19 protein-coding genes and 3 tRNA genes are annotated in these 21,360 nt (G+C 28.4%); 18 read left to right on the top strand and 4 right to left on the bottom strand.

Annotation, left to right across the window (positions count from 1 at the left end):
* Nucleotides 1-20: 20 nt before the first annotated feature.
* The 4 genes from asnS to gap all read right to left on the bottom strand — a co-directional run bounded on the left by asnS (nt 21) and on the right by gap (nt 3,869).
* Entirely contained in the window at nt 21-1,376 is a 1,356-nt protein-coding gene (gene asnS, locus ACMZI9_RS01895; protein WP_416099146.1) for an asparagine--tRNA ligase, read from the bottom strand.
* A 13-nt stretch (nt 1,377-1,389) separates the two neighbouring features.
* Complete coding sequence (locus ACMZI9_RS01890; protein ID WP_416099145.1) at nt 1,390-1,851, bottom strand: YhcH/YjgK/YiaL family protein; 462 nt, start codon at nt 1,849-1,851, stop codon at nt 1,390-1,392.
* Between the two features lie 154 nt (nt 1,852-2,005).
* On the bottom strand, nt 2,006-2,776 hold the full coding sequence (locus ACMZI9_RS01885) for a hypothetical protein (RefSeq protein WP_416099144.1): 771 nt from the start codon (nt 2,774-2,776) through the stop codon (nt 2,006-2,008).
* A 91-nt stretch (nt 2,777-2,867) separates the two neighbouring features.
* A complete protein-coding gene (gene gap / locus ACMZI9_RS01880) occupies nt 2,868-3,869 on the bottom strand; it encodes a type I glyceraldehyde-3-phosphate dehydrogenase (RefSeq protein ID WP_323188493.1) in 1,002 nt (333 codons plus the stop codon).
* 197 nt (nt 3,870-4,066) lie between these two features.
* Between gap and ACMZI9_RS01875 the strand changes: the two genes are divergently transcribed.
* From ACMZI9_RS01875 to ACMZI9_RS01790, 18 genes are all read left to right on the top strand, one after another.
* Nucleotides 4,067-4,843, top strand: coding sequence for a class I SAM-dependent methyltransferase (locus ACMZI9_RS01875; protein WP_416099143.1), 777 nt, complete (start codon nt 4,067-4,069; stop codon nt 4,841-4,843).
* Nucleotides 4,844-4,951: 108 nt separating this feature from the next.
* Nucleotides 4,952-5,995, top strand: coding sequence for a heat-inducible transcriptional repressor HrcA (locus ACMZI9_RS01870; RefSeq protein ID WP_323176531.1), 1,044 nt, complete (start codon nt 4,952-4,954; stop codon nt 5,993-5,995).
* Between the two features lie 36 nt (nt 5,996-6,031).
* The gene (grpE, locus tag ACMZI9_RS01865; RefSeq protein WP_416099142.1) at nt 6,032-6,928 is read left to right on the top strand and encodes a nucleotide exchange factor GrpE; all 897 of its coding nucleotides are present in this window, start codon (nt 6,032-6,034) and stop codon (nt 6,926-6,928) included.
* Nucleotides 6,929-7,029: 101 nt separating this feature from the next.
* Complete coding sequence (dnaK, locus tag ACMZI9_RS01860; RefSeq protein WP_257088817.1) at nt 7,030-8,832, top strand: molecular chaperone DnaK; 1,803 nt, start codon at nt 7,030-7,032, stop codon at nt 8,830-8,832.
* 211 nt (nt 8,833-9,043) lie between these two features.
* Nucleotides 9,044-9,118: transfer RNA gene (locus tag ACMZI9_RS01855), tRNA-Cys, on the top strand.
* Between the two features lie 5 nt (nt 9,119-9,123).
* Nucleotides 9,124-9,200 (top strand) — tRNA-Arg (locus ACMZI9_RS01850).
* Between the two features lie 94 nt (nt 9,201-9,294).
* Nucleotides 9,295-9,368, top strand: a tRNA-Gly gene (locus tag ACMZI9_RS01845).
* Between the two features lie 122 nt (nt 9,369-9,490).
* Complete coding sequence (locus ACMZI9_RS01840; RefSeq protein WP_416099141.1) at nt 9,491-10,909, top strand: hypothetical protein; 1,419 nt, start codon at nt 9,491-9,493, stop codon at nt 10,907-10,909.
* Between the two features lie 104 nt (nt 10,910-11,013).
* The gene (locus ACMZI9_RS01835; protein ID WP_416099140.1) at nt 11,014-11,457 is read left to right on the top strand and encodes a transcription antitermination protein NusB; all 444 of its coding nucleotides are present in this window, start codon (nt 11,014-11,016) and stop codon (nt 11,455-11,457) included.
* Nucleotides 11,457-11,975, top strand: coding sequence for a hypothetical protein (locus ACMZI9_RS01830; RefSeq protein ID WP_416099139.1), 519 nt, complete (start codon nt 11,457-11,459; stop codon nt 11,973-11,975). The genes ACMZI9_RS01835 and ACMZI9_RS01830 overlap by 1 nt, the downstream gene beginning before the upstream one ends.
* Nucleotides 11,975-13,129, top strand: coding sequence for an aminotransferase class V-fold PLP-dependent enzyme (locus ACMZI9_RS01825; RefSeq protein WP_416099138.1), 1,155 nt, complete (start codon nt 11,975-11,977; stop codon nt 13,127-13,129). Before ACMZI9_RS01830 ends, ACMZI9_RS01825 begins: the two co-directional genes overlap by 1 nt.
* Nucleotides 13,119-13,541 carry a Fe-S cluster assembly sulfur transfer protein SufU gene (sufU, locus tag ACMZI9_RS01820; RefSeq protein WP_323189066.1) on the top strand — a complete coding sequence of 141 codons (423 nt, stop codon included), beginning with the start codon at nt 13,119-13,121 and terminating at the stop codon, nt 13,539-13,541. Before ACMZI9_RS01825 ends, sufU begins: the two co-directional genes overlap by 11 nt.
* On the top strand, nt 13,525-14,739 hold the full coding sequence (locus ACMZI9_RS01815) for a Y-family DNA polymerase (protein WP_416099137.1): 1,215 nt from the start codon (nt 13,525-13,527) through the stop codon (nt 14,737-14,739). The genes sufU and ACMZI9_RS01815 overlap by 17 nt, the downstream gene beginning before the upstream one ends.
* A 5-nt stretch (nt 14,740-14,744) precedes the next feature.
* Nucleotides 14,745-15,869 (top strand): nicotinate-nucleotide adenylyltransferase, encoded by a 1,125-nt coding sequence (locus ACMZI9_RS01810; protein WP_416099136.1) that lies wholly within the window; start codon nt 14,745-14,747, stop codon nt 15,867-15,869.
* On the top strand, nt 15,869-16,588 hold the full coding sequence (locus ACMZI9_RS01805; RefSeq protein WP_416099135.1) for a pseudouridine synthase: 720 nt from the start codon (nt 15,869-15,871) through the stop codon (nt 16,586-16,588). Before ACMZI9_RS01810 ends, ACMZI9_RS01805 begins: the two co-directional genes overlap by 1 nt.
* Nucleotides 16,589-16,911: 323 nt before the next feature.
* Nucleotides 16,912-19,350, top strand: a complete 2,439-nt coding sequence (gyrA, locus tag ACMZI9_RS01800) for a DNA gyrase subunit A (RefSeq protein WP_416099159.1) — start codon at nt 16,912-16,914, stop codon at nt 19,348-19,350.
* A gap of 142 nt (nt 19,351-19,492) precedes the next feature.
* Nucleotides 19,493-19,918, top strand: a complete 426-nt coding sequence (locus tag ACMZI9_RS01795; RefSeq protein WP_257088799.1) for an MscL family protein — start codon at nt 19,493-19,495, stop codon at nt 19,916-19,918.
* A gap of 319 nt (nt 19,919-20,237) precedes the next feature.
* A complete protein-coding gene (locus ACMZI9_RS01790) occupies nt 20,238-21,212 on the top strand; it encodes an Eco57I restriction-modification methylase domain-containing protein (RefSeq protein WP_416099134.1) in 975 nt (324 codons plus the stop codon).
* Nucleotides 21,213-21,360: the final 148 nt, after the last annotated feature.

The following is a 21,360-nucleotide window of genomic DNA, read 5'->3' as shown; positions in this document are numbered from 1 at the left end:
ACTCATAAAGAGTGTTTAAATTACATTTTGATGCTTCCGTTTGCTCTTGGGTATGGAATTGTTTCTCTAATGTTTTCTGTACCAGTGACATACATAACTAATCTTTCAAATCCAATTCCAAATCCTGAAGTTAACATGTGCCCAAATCTACGTAAGTCTAAGTATCATTGTAAGTCTTCTTGGTCAATACCTAATTCTTTTACACGTGTAACTAATTTATCATAATCAGATTCACGTTCAGAACCACCAATCATTTCTCCTACACCAGGTACTAATAAGTCAAATGCTGCAACTGTTTTACCATCTTCGTTTTGTTTCATATAGAATGCTTTGAAATCTTTAGGGAAGTTAATTACTGCAACCGGTGCTTTATAAAGCTTATCTGTTAAGTATTTTTCGTGTTCTGAAGCTAAATCTAAACCGAAGTAAATATCCTTGTTTTCAAATGTATCTGCAACTTTTTTAAGTTCTTCGATTGCTTCTTTATAATCAATGATTTTTAAAGGTGTTTCAACAAAGTGTTCTAATCTTTTGATTAAACCATTGTTTGTTACTTTATCTAAATATTCAATTTCAGTTTTGTTTTTAGCTAATGTGTTTCTTACAACAACTTTAAGCATATCGTCTGCTAAATGAATAACATCAAATAAGTTGTAGAATGCAACTTCAGGTTCAATCATTCAGAATTCTGCTAAGTGTCTTTTTGTGTTTGAGTTTTCTGCTCTAAATGTAGGTGCAAAAGTATAAATTTTGTTCATTCCAACTGCGTAACTTTCACCGTGTAATTGTCCGGTAACACCTAATGTAGCTTTCTTAGATTTTCCAAAGAATGGATCTTTTGATTCGTTATCTGAAACTATAAAAGTTTCTCCAGCTCCCTCTCCATCGTTACTTGTAATAATTGGAGAAGCCATTAAGAAGAATTCTTTTGAAATGAAGTACTTGTGGATTTCGTGAGCTAACGTTGATCTAACAAGCATAATTGCTTTAATTAAGTTTGTTCTGTGTCTTAAGTGTGGAATTTCTCTTAATGTTTCAAGGTTGATTTCTTGGTTTTGAATTGGATAATCTTCATCAACTTTTTTTACTGTAACTTCTGTAGCTACTAATTCAATTGGTTGAGGTGCATTTGGTGTTGCATGCAATGAACCTTTAATAATGATTGCTGAACCAGGTTTAGTTTGGTCTAATAAGTCAAAATCAAAAGCTTCGCCTTTGAAGACAACTTGCAAGTTTGAAATAGTTGAACCATCGTTTACTTCAATGAAACGAATTTTTTTATTTCCTCTGTTTGATGAAACTCACCCTTTAATAGTTACATCAGTTCAACCGTCAAAAAACTCAGGTCTTAATAATATTTTTTTAATTGAGTACATAAATTTCTCCTAATTAATTATTGGTCTTAATTTTAATTATTATCTTGTCTTTTGGACTATTTTTGTCTAATAAATCAAACATATGTGTTTCATTCTCAAAGAAAAGAACAAACTCATTTTTGTTTAACATTAATTTATTATCGTATGAATTCATTTGAACGAACTTAACATCATTATCTTTATTTTCATTCAAAATTTCATTGTTTACATTATTTGGATTTAAATCATAATAAACAACTTCTTTTGTATCAAGTAAATTAATATGAATATCAATAGTGTTATTATGAATTTCACCAAATAAATGGTTATAAAATGGTGTGTAATTAAGTTTAACTATTCTAATATTTTCATCAATATTAGTTACACCATATGGTAAATTATCAAAATCATATGAATTAATTAAATTCATTGATTTACTTAAGCTACTATTGCCATAATCATATTTACCTACGTTGACAAACTTGTCATATATCATTTAACCCTCCTAATAATATAATATTTTAATATTATATTATTTTTTACAACTTATGAACTTAAAGAAAATAAAAAGTATTTTCAGTTAACTTGATAATAAGAAAAACTACTTTTAAGCTAGTGAGTAAGCTTTAAAAGTAGTTTTATAGTTTAATTTATAAGAAATTTTGAGTTTCAAATAATGCTCTATATACTTTAACATAAACTTGCTTATCTTCTGATTTAAGCCAATCTCCGATTGAATCGAAGTTTAATAAGAAGTATGTTAATTTTTCGATGTCAGCTCTGTTTTTCATTTTTCTTGAAGCTATATTAATAGGGAAAATTGAACCAAATGATTCAGCTTTACCATAGAAAACAAAAGGTTTTCAAATAATTAATCTAAGGTTTTTATCATTAAATTTGAATAAGTTTATGTCAGACATTTGTGGTTCAGTTAATTCAACCCCTTCAAACATTTCTACATTAGGACTAAATCTAACTTTCTTAGCTTTTTTGAATTCATCATTTAACCTTTTCTTGAACACAAAAAAGTAAGGAATAATAAACAATGAAAAGAATTGTAAATAACTAATTGGTATAACAACTATCGGGGATAATATTTTATATGTTTCATTAAAACGATCATTACCAGGTAGTAAAAATAGTTCTAAAAATAAAACAACATATAAAACTATGTGAACGAAAAATAAAACTATTGCAGGGATAATAACCTTGTTTTGGATAGTTTTCAATAGATAATCTTTACCTTCAAGGTATTTTATGTTTACCACTTTGTTTTGTTTATTTCAAGTTTTAAGTTGTTCAATTTTTGCATTAGTTAATTTTAGAAGTGATTTGTAAAATAAAAGACCAGATTTTTCGAAAATAACAAATCAACCTAAGATAACTTCAATCACAGAAATTGCGATTAATGTAAAAGGCATATTTTCTCCTTAATATGATTAATATATTAATTATATTAAGTTTTTGAGATGAGTAACAAAAAACACAGCTGTATAGCTGTGTCATTGATTATTATAATTTAGCGAAGTGTTCTACTGTTCTAACTAATTGTGAAACGTATGACATTTCGTTGTCATATCATGAAATAACTTTGTAAAGTCTTCCATTTTCTGTTTCTAAAACATCTGTTAATTGAGCGTCAAAGATTGAACCATATGTAGCACCAATGATATCAGAAGATACTAATGGAGCTTCTGTATATAATAATGTTTCACTTGCTGCTGCTTTAACAGCTGCGTTTAATTCTTCAACTGTTGGCTGTTTGTCTAAAACAACTGTTAAGTCTACTACTGAACCTGTAATTGTAGGAACTCTAAGAGCTGAACCACTTAAAACACCTGTAGCTTCTGGAACTACTAATCCGATAGCTTTTGCTGCTCCTGTAGATGTAGGAACAATGTTTTGTGCTGCTGCACGTGCTCTTCTTAAGTCTTTGTGAGGAGCATCTTGTAATCTTTGGTCAGCTGTGTAAGCGTGAACTGTTGTCATGAAACCACTTTTAATTCCGAAGTTATCAACTAAAACTTTAACAACTGGAGCTAAACAGTTTGTTGTACATGAAGCAGCTGAGATTAATTTGTCTTCGCTTGTTAAGATGTTGTGGTTTACGTTGTAAACGATTGTTTTAACATCTTTATCTGATGGAGCTGAAACAACAACTTTTTTAGCACCTGCTTTTAAGTGTTTTTCTGCACCTTCACGTTTTGTGAAGAATCCTGTTGATTCAACAACAAGGTCAATTCCTAATTCTGCTCAAGGTAAGTTTTCAGGGTCTCTTTCTGATAAAACTTTAATTTCATTTCCATTAACAACAATAGCACCTTCTTTAACTTCAACATCAACTGGTAATGTGTGGTATGCTGTATCGTATTTTAATAAGTGAGCTAATGTAGCTGGATCTGTTAAGTCGTTAACAGCAACAACTTGCATATCTTTTGAGTTTGTTTGTAATAATCTACGTAAGAATAATCTTCCGATTCTTCCAAATCCGTTAATAGCAACTTTTTTCATAATTTTGCTTCCTTTCTATATCTAAACTAAACTTTTGATAATTTATAAAGCTATTTATAAATTGCTTATATATTATACTTTTTTTAAAAAAGTGTATTTATTTAATTTTGTAAATTAAATATTAGCTTTTTATCTTTGTGCAGCTTATGAATTAGTCTAAAAATCGAGCGTGATAATCTAACTTTTAATATAATTGCTTTATGAAAAATTCACAAACTATTACTATGTCTGTTAATGAGTTAACTTCAGTTTATGATACTGATAGTTCACTGAAACATTATTTTGAAGCTATTGAAAATGTTGGTATTTTAAATGCTGAAAAATATTGACTAAAAAATCTAAATATTCCTAAAACTGCAAACATTGCAGATTTAGGAACAGGTACTGGACGTTTTATATTTGGAGCACTTGATTTAGGATTTTTGAACCTTGACGGCTATGATATTAGTAAAAATTCAATTAAAAAAGCTAAAGAATATTTAACTCAAAATCATTCAAACAAAACTAACATAAATGTGAATTTTTATGAAGTTGATTTATCAAATTATAAATATCAAAAGCAATACGATTTTATGATCTTCACATTCAATTCACTAATGTGCATTCCTTATAGAATTAATAAAATTAATGCATTAAAAAATGCTTATGCTGCACTAAAACCAAATGGATACATAGTTTTTAGCGCTCACGAAGCTAAAGGTGATATTAATAGAGAAAAATTAATTAAGCAGCAAGAAAAAGAAATTAAGTTTAAAAATATTTCTAACTGAGATAAAGGTGACTTTATCTACTATCAAGAAGGACAAAAAGGAGTTTTATCTTATTATGATTTTGATGAAATTATGTCGCTTTTAAATGAAGCTGGAATTAAACAAATTTATAAATATGCACATAGAGATAGTTTAGGAAAAGAAACCAAAAATGCATTAGATTTTAGTGATAATGCTATCTATTATGTAATTAAAAAACAAAGTTAATTGTTAATTTAGCAAAAGACTTCTTTATTAAAATAAAGAAGAATTAATCTTGTAAATAATTTTAGCAATTAGCTTTGTTTTTTGCTAACTTATGCTAAAATATTTTCTATGGAAACAAAAAAAGAAACTTCAGATTACACAAGATTAAAACCAAAACATGAACCAGTTTTAAGATCTACAGTTCAAGCTTACATTGAAACAGGAAACGCTGTAAGTAGCGCATATTTAGTTGAAAAATATAGTAAGGTACATCCTGAATTAGATTTTTCAAGTGCTAAAATGAGATACATTTTAGGTGAGCTTGAAGAGTTAGGTTACCTTATAAAAGAGTCAGGAACAAGTGGAAGAATTCCTACTTTATTAGGTCTTAATTATTATGCTAAATATCTTGCTAAACCACAGACATCTGAATTTGAAAACAAAATTGAAGCTATATTAGCAAACAAAAAAGTTGATATTGATAATACAGTCGAAAAAGCAGCTCAAATTATTGCAGATATGTCAGGTTATACAATGATTACAACTAATAATATCGATGATCAAACACTTCTTAAAAGTATTGATTTAGTTGTATTGTCACCTACAAAAGCAACAATTGTATTAGTTACATCAAATGGTGATGTATTTTCAAGAATTTTAAATATTGAAAATAACGAATTTAAAATGACTGATGTTAAAACAGCAGTAAGAATTTTCAAAGAAAGATTAGTTGATAAACCACTTTGTGAAATTCCTGAAACTGTCGCAATTTTAGAACCTATTTTAAAAGAAGCAGTTCAAAAATATCAAGAGCTTATCAACTCATTTGTTAGAAATGTTTTTGGCAACTTCAAGACTAGAACAAGAAATAAAAATAATGTTTATGGGAAAAATAACATTATCTTGAGTCAAAATATTCAAAGAGAAGACCTTTCAAAAATGATTGAGTTGATTGAAAATCACTCAATTTGAGAAAGTATTGAATCTCAAATTGAAGATGAGGAAAACATAAGAATTCAAATTGATAATTCAGGAACATATATGTCAAAGAAAATTAGCAATCATAATCAAATCACTGAAATTGCTATAGTAGGTGCTACTACTTCAAAATATGATGATATGAAGACTGCACTTGCAATGTTAGAAAGAATTTTAAGCAATAAGAAAAAATAATCTTGCTGTAAAAATTAGGAGTAAAAGAGGAGAAAAATGAATAATTATTTAACAAAGGGAAAGATTTTTGAGGGTAATAAAATTACTGCTGAATTTGAGCTTTTCTTAGATTCAAAAGAAATTATTGAATTTAAAGGTAAAAAAACAATCACAGTTGGTAAAAATGAATACTTACCTGATTTTGACAAATATTTAATTGGTCAAAAATTTAATAAAAAATTAACTATCAAATTAGTGTTTCCAAGTGATTACATTTTTAAAGACTTCCGTGGTAAAAAAGCTTATGTTAATTTAAAAGACATAAAACTTCAGATTTCACACATTAAAAAAGAAGAATCAAAAGCTAATGATAAAGAGAAAGAATTATTAGCTGCAGAAATTGAAAAACTTAATGCAGAAAAAATCCAATTATCTTCACAAATTACTTCTTTAAATGCAAAAGTTAAAGAATTAGAAAACAAAATTCAATTAGATCAATATACATACAAATTAAAACTTCAAGAATTAGATGGAAACTTCAAGCAAAAATATGAAGAATTAGTTACAAAAACTAATGAAGCAAAAAAACAAGAAGTTTTAGAAAACAAAAAATATGCATTATCTAAGTTTTTAGAAGAATTTATGGAACCATATAACAATTATATGGGAGCTATGAATGCTGGTTTAAATTCAGATAATGAAGTTGTTAAAAACTACTGCTTTGGATTTTCGATTGTTGCAAAACAATTTGAAAATCTATTTAACGAAAATGGTGCTCAATTAATTGACCCAATTGTAGGTTCTGAATTTGATGCTCACACTCAAGAAGTTGTTCAAATCGAACACGATAATAATAAAGCTGACAATTCTATTATAAGAGTAGTTAGATATGGTTTAAAAATTGGTGATAGAGTAGTTAAGCCTGCATCAGTTGTTATCTCAAAAATAAAATAAAAAAATTTAGCAAATAAATTATTGTTTTGCTAAATTTCTGTTATAATATACTCAATTAAAAAGAGGACGAAAAAACATTTTATTGCAAAAGGAGATTAAATATGGCTAAAGAAATAGTATTAGGAATTGACTTAGGTACAACAAACTCTGTTGTTACTGTTATTGAAAATAAACAACCTGTTGTTTTAGAAAACCCTAATGGGAAAAGAACAACTCCATCAGTAGTTGCATTTAAAGGAGATGAAATTATTGTCGGAGATGCTGCTAAAAGACAAGTTGAAACAAACCCAAACACAGTTGTTTCTATTAAAAGATTAATGGGAACAGATAAAACAGTTAAACTAAATGGAAAAGATTACAAACCTGAAGAAATTTCAGCAATGATCTTACAATATATGAAAGATTATGCAGAAGCTAAATTAGGTAAAAAAGTAACTAAAGCTGTTATTACAGTTCCAGCTTACTTTGACAATGCTCAACGTGAAGCTACAAAAATCGCAGGTAAAATTGCTGGATTAGATGTTCTTAGAATTATCAATGAACCTACTGCAGCTGCACTTGCATTCGGTTTAGAAAAAACTGATAAATCAATGAAAGTTCTTGTTTATGACTTAGGAGGAGGAACATTTGATGTTTCTGTTCTTGAATTAGAAAACGGAACATTTGAAGTTTTATCAACTTCAGGAGACAACCACTTAGGTGGAGATGACTGAGATCACGCTATTGTTGAATGAATGATTTCACAAATTAAATCAAAATACGATTTTGATGTAAGAAGCGACAAAATGGCTATGTCAAGATTAAAAGAAACAGCTGAAAAAGCAAAGATTGACTTATCAAACCAATCAACAGCTGCTATTAACTTACCATTCTTAGCAATCACACCAAACGGACCATTAAACGTTGAATTAGAATTAAAACGTAGCGAATTCGAAGCTATGACAGCTAACTTATTAGATAGAACAAGAAAACCTATTGAAGATGCTTTAAAAGAAGCTGGAATTACAGCTAACGACTTACACGAAGTATTATTAGTTGGTGGATCAACAAGAATGCCAGCTGTTCAAGAAATGGTAAAAAGAACATTAGGTAAAGAGCCTAACCGTTCAATCAACCCGGATGAAGTTGTTTCAATTGGTGCTGCTATTCAAGGTGCTGTTTTAGCAGGAGACATTGATGACATTTTATTACTTGATGTTACACCATTAACATTAGGTATTGAAACACTTGGAGGTATTGCTACACCACTTATCCCAAGAAATACAACAATCCCAGTTACAAAATCTCAAATCTTCTCAACAGCTGCAGATAACCAAACAGAAGTTACGATTACAGTTGTTCAAGGTGAAAGAGAAATGGCTTCAGATAACAAATTATTAGGACAATTCAACCTTTCAGGTATTGAACCAGCTCCTAGAGGAATTCCTCAAATCGAAGTTAGCTTCTCAATTGATGTTAATGGTATTACAACAGTTAAAGCTAAAGACGTTAAAACAAATAAAGAACAATCAATCACAATTCAAAACTCTTCAAAATTATCAGAAGCAGAAATTGAAAGAATGATTAAAGAAGCTGAATTAAACAAAGAAGCTGACAAAAAACGTAAAGAAGAAGCTGAAACAATCGTTAGAGCTGAATCATTAATTGACCAAATTAAGAAAGCTAACGCAGAACAAGGTGACAAATTAGATGAAAAAGCTAAAGCAGAATCTGAAAAATTAATTAGTGAATTACAAGAATTAATTAACAAAAAAGATATTCCTGCTCTTAAAACAAAATTAGACCAAGTTGAAGAAGTTATCAGAAACTTCGCTAATGCATCAGCTCAACAAAATGCTCAAAATACACAACAAGCATCACAAAATAACTCTGATGAAGATGTTGCTGAAGTAGTTGAAGAATAATTTATATAGATATTAGGACACTATAGTGCAAACTATGGTGTTTTTATTTGCTTTTGTAATTAAAAAAACTTAATAAAACCAATTTATTTCTATATTTATTGTTAATAAATATATGTTTTTATCAGATTTATAAATAGTGCATTAAATTGTTTAAAAATTTAATAAAAAAATTTTCATAGTATAAAAAATATACTATAATAAGTTAGCACAAGGCACCATAGCCAAACGGCCAAGGCATGAGTCTGCAAAACTTTGATTACGGGTTCGAATCCCGTTGGTGCCTCCATAAATGCGCCCGTAGCTCAATTGGACAGAGCGTTAGGTTACGGCCCTAAAGGTTACGAGTTCGAGTCTTGTCGGGCGCGCCAGATGTTGCTTTGCTTTGTGCGAGAAAATAAAAAATTAAAAAATTTCGTTATAAAAAATTAATTGTGTGTTATAATATTTACACCAATAACGAATGCGAGTGTAGTTTAATGGTAGAACTTCAGCCTTCCAAGCTGACTGTGAGGGTTCGATTCCCTTCACTCGCTCCATATCAGCGAGAAATCGCTGACCTCATTTGTTTTTTTGTTATGAAAGACAGCTCCCTTTTGGGAGTTGTTTTTTATCTTTTTTACTTACTAAAATTTGCTTATTACTTATAATATAAAAATATATGACGACAAAAATATATGACGACAAAGAACTATTAAGCCAAAAATTTATTAAAACATTAGAATATAAAAGTAATCATTGATATATCAATGATTTATTTAGAAGTCTTTTAAATAAAAAGATGATAATTAAATCAATTTCTCAAATAATAACCTTTTTAATAATTGTTACATTTGTTGTTTTAGCAATTTTTGGAAAATCAAATGTAGTTGAGAATAATCAATGGTATACATACTTAATTTTTGCTCCAATAATTTGAGTTATTTATTCTCTTAAATCACTCTACGATGCTAGTGAGATAGCTAAAAAAGTTAAAAATGGTTATTACACCCTTGACCCGAGAATGCATTTTGTATTAAGTAATAAAAAGCATCTTATTAATTTGCTTTATATAACAGCAGTAATACCACCTGTTGATGTTTTTTACAAAATTTTCTTTATAAACACCTTATACCTTTCAGATAAGGGAAGAAATTCGATTGAAAAAGTTGATGAATTAATTTATTTAATCAATTTAGAATCTGAAAACAAGTTTTCAAGATTCAAAAATGTTGAATTTAAATTCGATGTTTATGAAATGTCAATTGCCGGAATAACAATGGGACTATTTTTAATAGTTCAGACACTTGTTAAATTTACAGCGCTTTCAAAAGTTGGATTAAATTTTGAATATGTGTTTTATATTATCTATGCAATCTTTTTTACAACTTATAAAGCAGCACTTTTAGGAGTTGCGTCAGACTTTTTTGCACTATTATTTAATGGTGGAATTTGATCTTGATACTGAATGTATGCAATAGTGCCGATTGCAGTTGTATTGATTACAAAACTATTCATTTTTATGTATAAAACAAAGTCAATAAAAGCGGTTATTGCAACTTTTGTAACGGTACTTATTTCACTCTTTTCTACCTTCCTGACAATTATTTTAGTATCGAATTCAGATAATCCAAAATTCTTTGTTAAAAATAAAAAAACTAACTTAATTGAGGGTCTTAAAATCAGCAAAATTTTTGGAGTTGGTGCTCTTACAGATGCGACTTTATACATAATAATTGCAATTTCATTTATTCTAACTTTTGTTCTATTGTTCATAATGCTCTATGTGTACACAAAACAAGATCAAAATAAGAGAATCGCAAGTCATTTCATAAACTTATTTATGATTATCGGAATTGTTCTAATTGTTATGATTGTATGTAGATGAATTTATGGACCTTATGTCTTCATTAATTATGCAAACTTATTCTTAAAACGTAATTACACAGTAGGGAATAATTATCTAATAATTATGATACCAATCATATTCAGAACCTTAATTTCAATTCCAATTTATGTACTTATTTTATCTACTTTATTCTCACTTCTTGAATTAATCAAAAACAAGATTGAAGCAAAAAAAACTGTTAAATATATCTAACTAAAAGTTAGATATTTTTTAAACTTTCTATGACATAGAACTAAAAGCAAAATACACAAAAACATTTTTTTAATATAATTAAAAAAATATTTAAGGAGTATTTTATGAGTAATAAAAAATCAAGAAGAGAAATCAGATTAAATGTTATTCAAGTTCTTTACAAATACGAACTTTTAAATGAAGCAATCGATGTCCCTGCTGTAGTTACTGAATTTGATTTTATTGATATTGAAGAAACAAAAAGATTAAGTTTAATCGCATCTAACTACAAGTTTTTAAGAAAGACTTTATCATCGCTTTTAAATAGTGACTGAAGTTGAGAAAGGCTTTCTCCAGTTGTTAGAGCAATCATTTTAAACGGTGCTTTTGAGTTGTTCAATAATCAACCGAAAATTGTTTTCAATGAGTCAGTTGAAATTACAAAAATGTTCTTCCCACCAGCATTAGACCAATCAAACGTGACACAAGAAGAAAGCTACTACAAGTTTGTTAATGGTATTTTAGAAAACTATTACAAATTAATTCAGTTAATGGATAAAGCAAAATAATGTCATCAATCAAAATTAACAATCTTAAATTTGTAATTGCATACAACTCACATCTAAAAAAGATTATCAAGCAATTTTATTTTACAATTGAGCAGTTCGCAAACTACAAGTTAATCAAAAAGCAAGCAGATAATTCGGCTTACAGTAAAAAAGAAATGAGTATTTCTTCAAATACACTTAATGAACTTATTGATAAGTTTTTAAGTCGCATTGAATTTGAAGAAAATACAACCGATGCTCAAAAGCAAATGATTAGCAACTTTTATCATTTTATGTTCTATCAACTAATTGCTAAATATTACAACATTGATAATTTGACTTTTGATATTGAGTATTTAGAAAATAACCAAATTAAGTTAGTTAACAATAAGTCATTATCAAAAAAAGAAACTAAACACGAGTTTGATCTTTTAGTTAATAAAGTTAAAAGAACATACTACTATGACTTTTTAGATGAGTTTCAAAAATTGCCAAATTACAACACTGTTTTACGTTCTATTCTAAAGAAGGTGCTTTAATGAAAAATAAAGAAATTAGAGAACAATTTCCAATCTTAAAGTCTATTGTTTATTTTGATTCAGCTGCCTTAGTTTTAAAACCTCAAACTGCAGTTGATGCTTTAGTTGATTTTTATTCTAATAAATCAATTTCATCACGTACAGCAGATACACCAATCGGTAGTGAAGTTAATCAAACAATTTCAAGAGTTCGTTCAAAAGTTGCTGATTTAATCGATGCAAAAGAAACGGAAGTTATATTCACGTCAGGAACAACTGAATCAATTAATATGTTTGCACAAATGATGGGACAAATTCTAAAAGATGGTGATGAAATTTTATTAAGTTCTTACAATCACTCTTCAAACATTATTCCTTGATTAGAAATTGCTAAAAAAACAAATTCAAAAGTTGTTATGTCAAATGACATTTTAAGCGACATTAATGAGAAAACTAAACTCATTTCATTTTCTAACGAAACTAACAACTTTAATATTTCATTAGATATTAATGCAATTTGTAAGATAGCAAAAGAAAAAAATATTGTAATTTTAGCTGATGCAGCACAAGCTATTAGTCATAAAAAAACTTCCTTAAATGATTTTGATGCAATAGCATTCAGCACAAATAAATTTTATGGACCAACAGGAATGGGTGTCTTAGCAATTAAAGATACATTACTTTCACAATTTAGACCAGTTAAATTTGGTGGTGGTTCAGTTGACGCAATTGGTAAAGATAATAATTGAACTATTAAAAAGACAATTTCAAGATTTGAACCAGGAACACCTGATTTAGGTGGTTTCTTTATGTTTGATAAATCACTTGATTTTTTCAACTCAATTGGATATGAAAAAACTCAAGAAATTCTTAAGGATTTATCAACTTACTTACACAATCAATTAGCTACATTAGACAATATTGAAGTTTTCTCAAAACCAGGTGACAACATTGCACTTATTAATGTAAAGGGAATTAATCCTCAAGATGTTGCTACTTATTTAGGCTCAAAAGGAATTTACACAATAGCAGGAATTTTCTGTGCTCCTTATTTAAGAAACATTCAAGATAATTATTCATTTTTAAGAATTTCACTTGGAATTTACAATTCATATGAAGATATTGACAAACTTATTAAAGAGTTAAAAAATGGAGGTGACTTTTATGCGTTTTAATCAAAATGAAGCTCGTGAAATGATTATGGAGCATTACAAAAACCCAGTTAACAAAAAAGATTTAGATGATAAATTTCAAACCCATTACAGTAATACTTGTTCTGACAAAGTTCAATTAGACATTCAATGAGAAAATGACAAAATTAAAGAAGCAAACTTTAACGGAATTGGATGTGCAATTTTTGTTGCTTCAACTGATATGTTCTTAAGTTTAATCAAAAACAAAACTAAAGAAGAAATATCAAATCTTATTTCGCTTTTTGAAAAGTTTGTTAATCAAGAACAATTAAGCGATGAGCAAATTACAAAATTAGAAAACCTTTGAGTTTTCTATAATGTTAAATCACACTTAAATAGAGTTAATTGTGCTCTTTTAATCACAAAAGCTTACCAAGATGAGAACAACAACTAAAAAACCAATTATTTTCCATATTGACTTTGATAGTTACTTTGCATCAGTGGCAAGATTAAAATATCCACTACTCAAAGGAAAACCAATCGCAATATGCAAAAGTAAATCACATGCAATAGCTGTATCTATTAGTTACGAATTAAAAAACACAAAATTAGTTCGTGTTGGAATGAAAAAAGAAGAAATCAAAAGACTAGTTCCTGAAACAGTGTTCGTTGATGTTGATATGGATTTATGCATTAGTACATCTAACTCTATTTTTGGTTTTTTAGGTAGAAAATATACTGAAAATATTCATATATCATCAATTGATGAATGTTTTTTAGATGTAACTGATTTAGTTTATAAAACAAAAGTTTCACCAAAGTTTTTAGCTAGACAAATTCAACAAGAAATCTTAAGAGTTTTTGATATTCCGATCACAATCGGTATATCTCACAACAAATTTTTAGCTAAGATGACTACTAACATTTCAAAACCATTTGGAATTGGATTTACTAATGAAGCTAATTTCAAAGATCAATTCTTTCACTTACCAATTGGTGAATTTCACGGAATTGGTTGAAGGTCTGCTCCAAAACTTGAATCAATGGGACTAAAAACAATTGGCGATCTTTATAAAGCATCTACAAATATGTTACTAATGCAAACATTATTTGGTAAGTATGCTGAAACAATACTTAAAAATTTACAACCTTATTATTATGAAAATATTCAACATCACGAAGAACAACTTCAAGGGTTAGGGAACGAAATTACTTTTGAAGATTACTATATGGATGAAGAAATTAAAATTAAATACTTTGATGATCTAATTAAAAAAGTTTCAGGAAGAGCTATTAAACACAATTTGGTTGGAAATGTAGTTTCTGTTTTAATCAGAACCAAAGAGAAAAAATGATATACAAAGCAACATAAAATTTCCAAATATATCAACACATACGAAGATTTGCATAGAGTTGCTTTTGATTTATTTGATAAACACTTCAGGGATAAAGAATACATTGGTATAGGTGTAAGAATATCAGGGCTTAGAGATGTTTTTGATATTTACATACCAGTTCCATTATTCCAGGAAGCGACTGAAATTAAAAAGTATGAAAACATAAATATTAACTTTGCAAACATTGGTGTAAATAAAAATGTAAACAAAGAAAAAAGCAAATTCACGTTACAAGGTAGCTTATACAGAAAGTAGGTATTATGAAAATAGGGATTTTTGGTGGTTCATTTGATCCAGTTCATAAGGGTCATTTAGAAATTGCTAAATATTCAATTAATGAACTTAATTTAGATAAATTAATTTTTGTTCCTGCATATTCATCACCATTTAAGACAACTAAAAAAACTGCTTCAGGTGAGCACAGGATTAAAATGATTCAATTAGCAACAGATGAAGAAGATAAAATCGAAGTATCTGATTTTGAAGTTAAACGTGGTGGAGTTAGTTATACAATTGACACACTTAAATACTTTAAAAACAAATACAAAAATGACCAATTATTCTTACTCATTGGTTCAGACAACTTAATGTCACTTAATAAATGAAAAAATATTGATGAAATTTGTAAGCTTGCAAAAATTGTTGTTTTCAAAAGAAGTAACAATTTCAACAAAATTTATGCAAAAAAATACAATGCTTTAATTTTAAATAACCCAATTAGACCCGAATCATCTACTTTATATAAAAAAGGTGAATTAAACTTTGTTCCAGAAGTTGTTGCAGATTACATTGCAGAACACGGATTATATATAGAGCAAATTATTTTCAATACACTTACAGCACTTAGAGCAAAGCACTCTATGTCTTGTGCTGAATTTGCAGTTGCACTTGCAAAAGCACACGGACTATCTGCTAGAGACGCTTATTTTGCAGGGTTAGTTCATGACATTGCAAAAGAAATTGATCCAGAAGTTTCAATGCAGATAATTAAAGAAAATGAACCTGAATTATTAGATAGTTTTGAAAACCACATGCTGCACCAATACACAGGTTACTTAATTCTTAAACACGCTTTGAGAATTAAAAATGAAGATATTTTAAACGCGGTTAAATATCACACATCTATGAGAGAAAATATGACGCCGCTTGATATTGTGGTTTATATAGCTGACAAAATTTGTCAAGGAAGAAAGTATCCTGGTATCCAAAAAGTAAGAGCTCTAGCTTTAAAAGATTTAAAAGCAGGATTTTCACAAGCGGTTCAAGATGCTTATGATTACAACATTAACAAGGGAGTTGTCTTTTCTGATAAGCAACTTGCTTTATATAACAAATACAGAAGTGGTAAATCACCTTTAGATATAGATTTGAAAGAAGGTAACTAATGGAAATGCAAGAAAGATTACAAAAGATTCTCTCTAAAGCAGGAGTTGCTTCAAGAAGAGAAGCTGAACAAATGATTTTAGATGGAAGAATTTCTGTTAATGGTTATATAGCTAAATTAGGTGATAAAGCTTCATTTAGCGATGACATTTTAGTTGATGGATTACCAATTAATGGAGAAGAACAAAAAGTTTATTTTGTTTTAAATAAACCACCAAAAACTGTATGTACACTTAAAGATAATTTCAATAGAGCAAAAGTTACTGATTTAATTGATACACCTTACAAAATTTTTCCTGTAGGTAGATTAGATTATGATACAACCGGAGTTCTTATTATTACAAATGATGGAGATTTAGCTAATAAATTAATGCACCCATCATATGAAGTTGTAAGAGTTTATAGAGCAAGATTAAATGAACCGCTTGATAAAAAAGAATTAGCTAAATTAAACAAACCTGTAATTATTAACAAAAAATTTTCAAACCAACAAGTTATTCACATTGAATCAAAAAGCTACTTTGTTGTTTTAACACAAGGGACTTACCATCACGTTAAGGAATTATTTAAATTAGTTGATAAAGAAGTTATCAATCTTAAAAGAGTTGAATATGGTGGAATTACAGTCGAAAACATTCCTGTAGGAAAATATAGACCACTTACAATCAAAGAAGTTAAAACTTTAAAAGCGTGAGTAAACAAACCAAAGGCTAAAAAATAGTCTTTGTTTTTTTTACTTTTAAAGCTTGCACACTATTGTAAAAGGTAAAATAATGTATGTTATATAAATTTGTAAAAAATATATAATATATTTAAATTACATTTAAATATATCCTGTTAGGAGTTTGTATGATAGACAATAAAGACAAAGACAATAAATTAATTGAAGAAATTGATGTTACATTAAAAGCTTCAGACGATACAGAATTTGAATATGAAGAAAATAACAAAATGATCTTCAAGAAAAAACAACCAGTAGTTGAGCAAGTTGAAGAAGAGGAAGAATTACCTCAAAACAATGATGAATATCAAGTTCAATCTCAAATCATTGAGTCACCAACAGAAGGATTAATTCCAATTGTTATTGATAATGAAATGAAGCAATCATTCCTTGAGTACTCTATGAGTGTTATTGTTTCACGTGCTCTTCCAGATGCACGTGATGGACTTAAACCGGTTCACCGTAGAATTCTTTACGATATGTCAGAATTAGGAATTACACCTGGTTCACAACATCGTAAATCAGCTCGTATTGTAGGGGATGTTTTAGGGAAATATCACCCACACGGTGATTCATCAGTTTATGAAGCTATGGTTCGTATGGCTCAAGATTTCTCAATGCGTTATCCACTTGTAGATGGACATGGTAACTTCGGATCAATCGATGGTGACTCTGCTGCTGCTATGCGTTATACAGAAGCAAGAATGTCTAAAATTGCTTCTGAAATGTTAGAAGGAATTAAAAAAGATACAGTTGATTTTGTAGATAACTATGATGGAAGTGAAAAGGAACCTACAGTATTACCTTCAAGATTTCCTAACTTACTTGTTTCAGGTTCATCAGGGATTGCTGTTGGTATGGCAACTGAAATTCCACCACACAACTTAGGTGAATCAATTGATGCAGCTATTGCTCTTGCTAAAAATCCTGAAATTACAGTTAGAGAATTAATGCAACACATTAAAGGTCCTGACTTCCCGACTGGTGCAATTATCCTTGGAACAAAAGGAATTTTAGAAGCATATGAAACTGGAAGAGGAAGTATTCCTGTCCGTTCAAAATGTGAAGTTATTGAGCAACCTAATGGAAAATCAAAAATTATTATTAGAGAAATTCCTTATGCAATTAAAAAAACTACAATCATTGAAAAGATTGCTGAATTACACAAAGCAAAAGTTGTTGAAGGAATTACAGATTTAAGAGATGAATCAAACAGAGAAGGTATTCGTTTAGTTATCGATGTTAAAAAAGGTGTAAATCCACACATTCTTTTAAACAAGTTATTCCAAAAATCAAATATCCAAACATCATTCAACTTTAACTTAGTTGCTATTGTTAATGGAGAACCTAAAACATTAAACTTAAAACAAGCTCTTGAAGTGTTTATCGAACACCAAAAAGATGTTGTTTCAAGAAGACTTAAATTTGATTTAAATAAAGCAGAAGAACGTGCTCATATTTTAGCTGGATTAAAAATCGCTGTATCAAACATTGATGAAGTAGTTAAAATAATTAAACAATCTAAAACAGATGCTGAAGCTCAAGAAAAATTATCAAGTAGATTTAATTTAACTGAAAGACAAACAAAAGCTATCCTTGAAATGCGTTTAAGCAGATTAACAGGATTAAACATTGAAAAAATGGATCTTGAAATTAGTGAATTAAATGTTGAAATCGCTCATTATAAAGACATTTTATCTTCAGAGGAAAAATTAATTAACCAAATTGTTTTAGAACTTGAAGAAATCAAAGAAAAATTCAATGACAAACGTAGAACTGTTATTGATGAATCAGCTGTTGGTGTTATTTCAGATGAAGATTTAATCCATGAAAGAGAAATTGTTATTACATCAAGCTCAAAAGGTTATGTAAAGAGAATTGACTTAGATGAATACAACACACAACGTAGAGGTGGAGTTGGTTCAGTAAGTATGAAAACTTACGAAGATGATGATATCGCAATGATTATTCATGCATCAACACATACAAACTTATTATTATTCTCAAACATTGGTAAAGTTTATGCATTAAGAGGACATCAAATTCCAGAAGGTTCAAAACAATCAAAAGGAGTTCCTTTTGTAAACATCCTTTCAGGACTGGATGTCGAAAATGGAGAAAAAATTATCTCAATTCTTAATGTTGATAAATTCTCAGATGATCAATATTTAGTAACTGTAACTAAACAAGGTATGTTTAAAAAATCTGATCTTAAATTATTTGCAAACATTAGAAAAAATGGACTTATTGCATTTAAATTAAAAGAAGGTGATCAGTTAGTTAGAGCATTTGTGATCGGAAATGAAGAATCTGTATTAATCGCAAACAACTACAGAAATGTATGTATGTTCAAATCTGATGACATTAGACCACTTTCAAGAAATTCATTAGGAGTTAAGGGAATTAAACTTGATGATAATCAAGAAGTTGTATCAGCTTCATCAGATAGCGAAGGTTCATTAATCCTTACACTTGGTGAAAAAGGTTTTGGAAAACTTACAGACAAAGAACAATTTAGATTAACAAGAAGAGGTTCTAAAGGAGTTGCTGGTATTGATAGTAACAAAGCTGGAAACTTAGTATTTGCTAGATTTGTCAATACAAACGATGAGCTTTTAGTAATTACATCATCAGGTTCAACAATAAGAACTCAAATTAACCAAATTTCTGAAACAGGAAGAAATGCTAAAGGTGTAAAAATTATTAACTTAAAAGACAACGATTCAATCGTTGCTGTTGAAGTTATTTCACAAGATAATTAAGAAGTAAAATGATGCTAAAATAAATTAGCATTATTTTTTTATTGCTTGCATTAAGTTAAAAAAGGGTATAATAGCGTCGTTAATTTATTAAAATACAAAACAATTAAAATATATAAAAAACTTAATTTGGAAAGGAATTGAAATGTCTAAAAAACCTTCAATTTTCAAAAAGTCATTAGTTGATGCTAAAAACAATTTAAAACGTGGAAACATTTTATTATTAGCCATTGCTTTCATTTTAGGAGCAGTATTCAGTGCTTTAGTTGCTTCATTAGCAAACGATATTATTATGAACCCAATTTCTAAAGTATTAGGATTCGACGAATTAGCAAAAATGGAATCAAATGGTGTTCTTTACGGAAAATTCTTAGCTGCATTATTAACATTCATTATTGTTTCATTTGTTGTGTTTGCAATTTTATTAGGATACTTCTTAATTGCTAACGCTATTGCTGCTCACAAAGCTGCCAAAAGACCAGCAGTTGTTGAAGCTCCAGCTAAACCTACAACAGAAGAATTAATCTTAAAAGAATTAGTTAAACTTAATGACAAAATGGATAAAAAATAATTTATCCAAAATGAAAAACTACCTTTTAATTAACAAGGTAGTTTTTTTGTGACTTTTTAAATTAAAAATAATTCAATGTGCAATAGTTGATATCACATAAATGTACGAATTATTTAAAGTGCGATTTTCAAGATTATTAAAGGTTGTTAAATGAATAAATATTTACTAAAATTATTACAATATAGACTTAAGAATAAAAGGTTAGTGCAATTGAAAATGCTATAATAAAATTAAGATTAGAGACTATAGTTAAATACACAAAATGAGTTAAATTTTGGTTTTAAAAATAAAATAAATTAGAGAAAGGTGCATGGGAAATATGAACAAGATTCAATACGGACAATTCTTCACTGAAAGAAATGTTTTTGAAAATAACTCTGTTTTTCAAGAGTTTATGTCTAAAAATGAGTTATGAAATAAAAATATCTTAGAACCTTTCGCAGGTGCTAATAATTTAATTAGATTCTTACAAGAAAAAAATCAAAAATTGAAGTATGAATCTTTTGATTTAGAACCTAAAAACTCAAATGTAAAGAAAAACGACAGTATTAACAATTGATTCTATAAAGACTTTGATTTAATAGTAACTAATCCCCCATATTTATCAAAGCATTCTGCTAGAAGAATGAAAATAGATGCTGATTTTCAAAATTACGATGATTTATACAAACTATCATTAGATAGATGTATAAGCAATGTTAGATTCACAGTTGCAATTATTCCTACAACACTTATTAATAGTAATAGAAAAGAAGATCAAAAATTAATTGAAAAGTTAGTTATTTTTCAATTATTACCAGACAAGGAAAATTTCAATGATACTGAGCACCCTGTTGCTTTAGCTTATTTTGATAATCTAAAAAATGATGGCGACTTCTTACTTTATGAAAATAATAAGTTCATAGATAGTTATAGAAACTTAAGAAATAAGGAACAAAAAATCCTAAAGCAAAGAAATGAATGAAATATAAGATTTAATGTTGTTTCAGGAAATCTTTGCATAAATACAGGTGATAACACAAAAGACAAAACAAATATTAAGTTTCACGATTCTGAATGAAAATCAAATGATCAAGTCAAATCTACTGACAGACATAAAGTGAAATTGTTAATTGAAGATGTAGAAGTTGATGAAGAATTAATAGAAGCATTCAATAAAAAAATTCAGGAATTAAGAAAGAATCATTGTGATTATTTATGAGCTTCATTTAAAGGTGTTTCAAGAACAGGTCATTTCAGAAAAAGGTTAGATTTTGAAACTGCAAAAAAAATAATAAATTCAATACAAATTTAGAAATGAAAAAGTAGACAGTTTTGTTTTCTGTCTACTTTTCTTATCTTAATTTAGTTCAAATTTACCGTCTTAATTTTTTAATTGAATTAGTTTGTAATTTCGTAATTAATTTATCAAGATCAAGGATAATAGCATTTTCATTAATATC

The organism is Mycoplasma sp. 4079, from assembly GCF_047785185.1.
GTDB lineage: Bacteria > Bacillota_I > Bacilli_A > Mycoplasmatales > Metamycoplasmataceae > Mycoplasmopsis.
The sequence above is the reverse complement of the archived record's forward strand: the minus strand, read 5'-3'. Positions and strand labels throughout refer to the sequence as shown.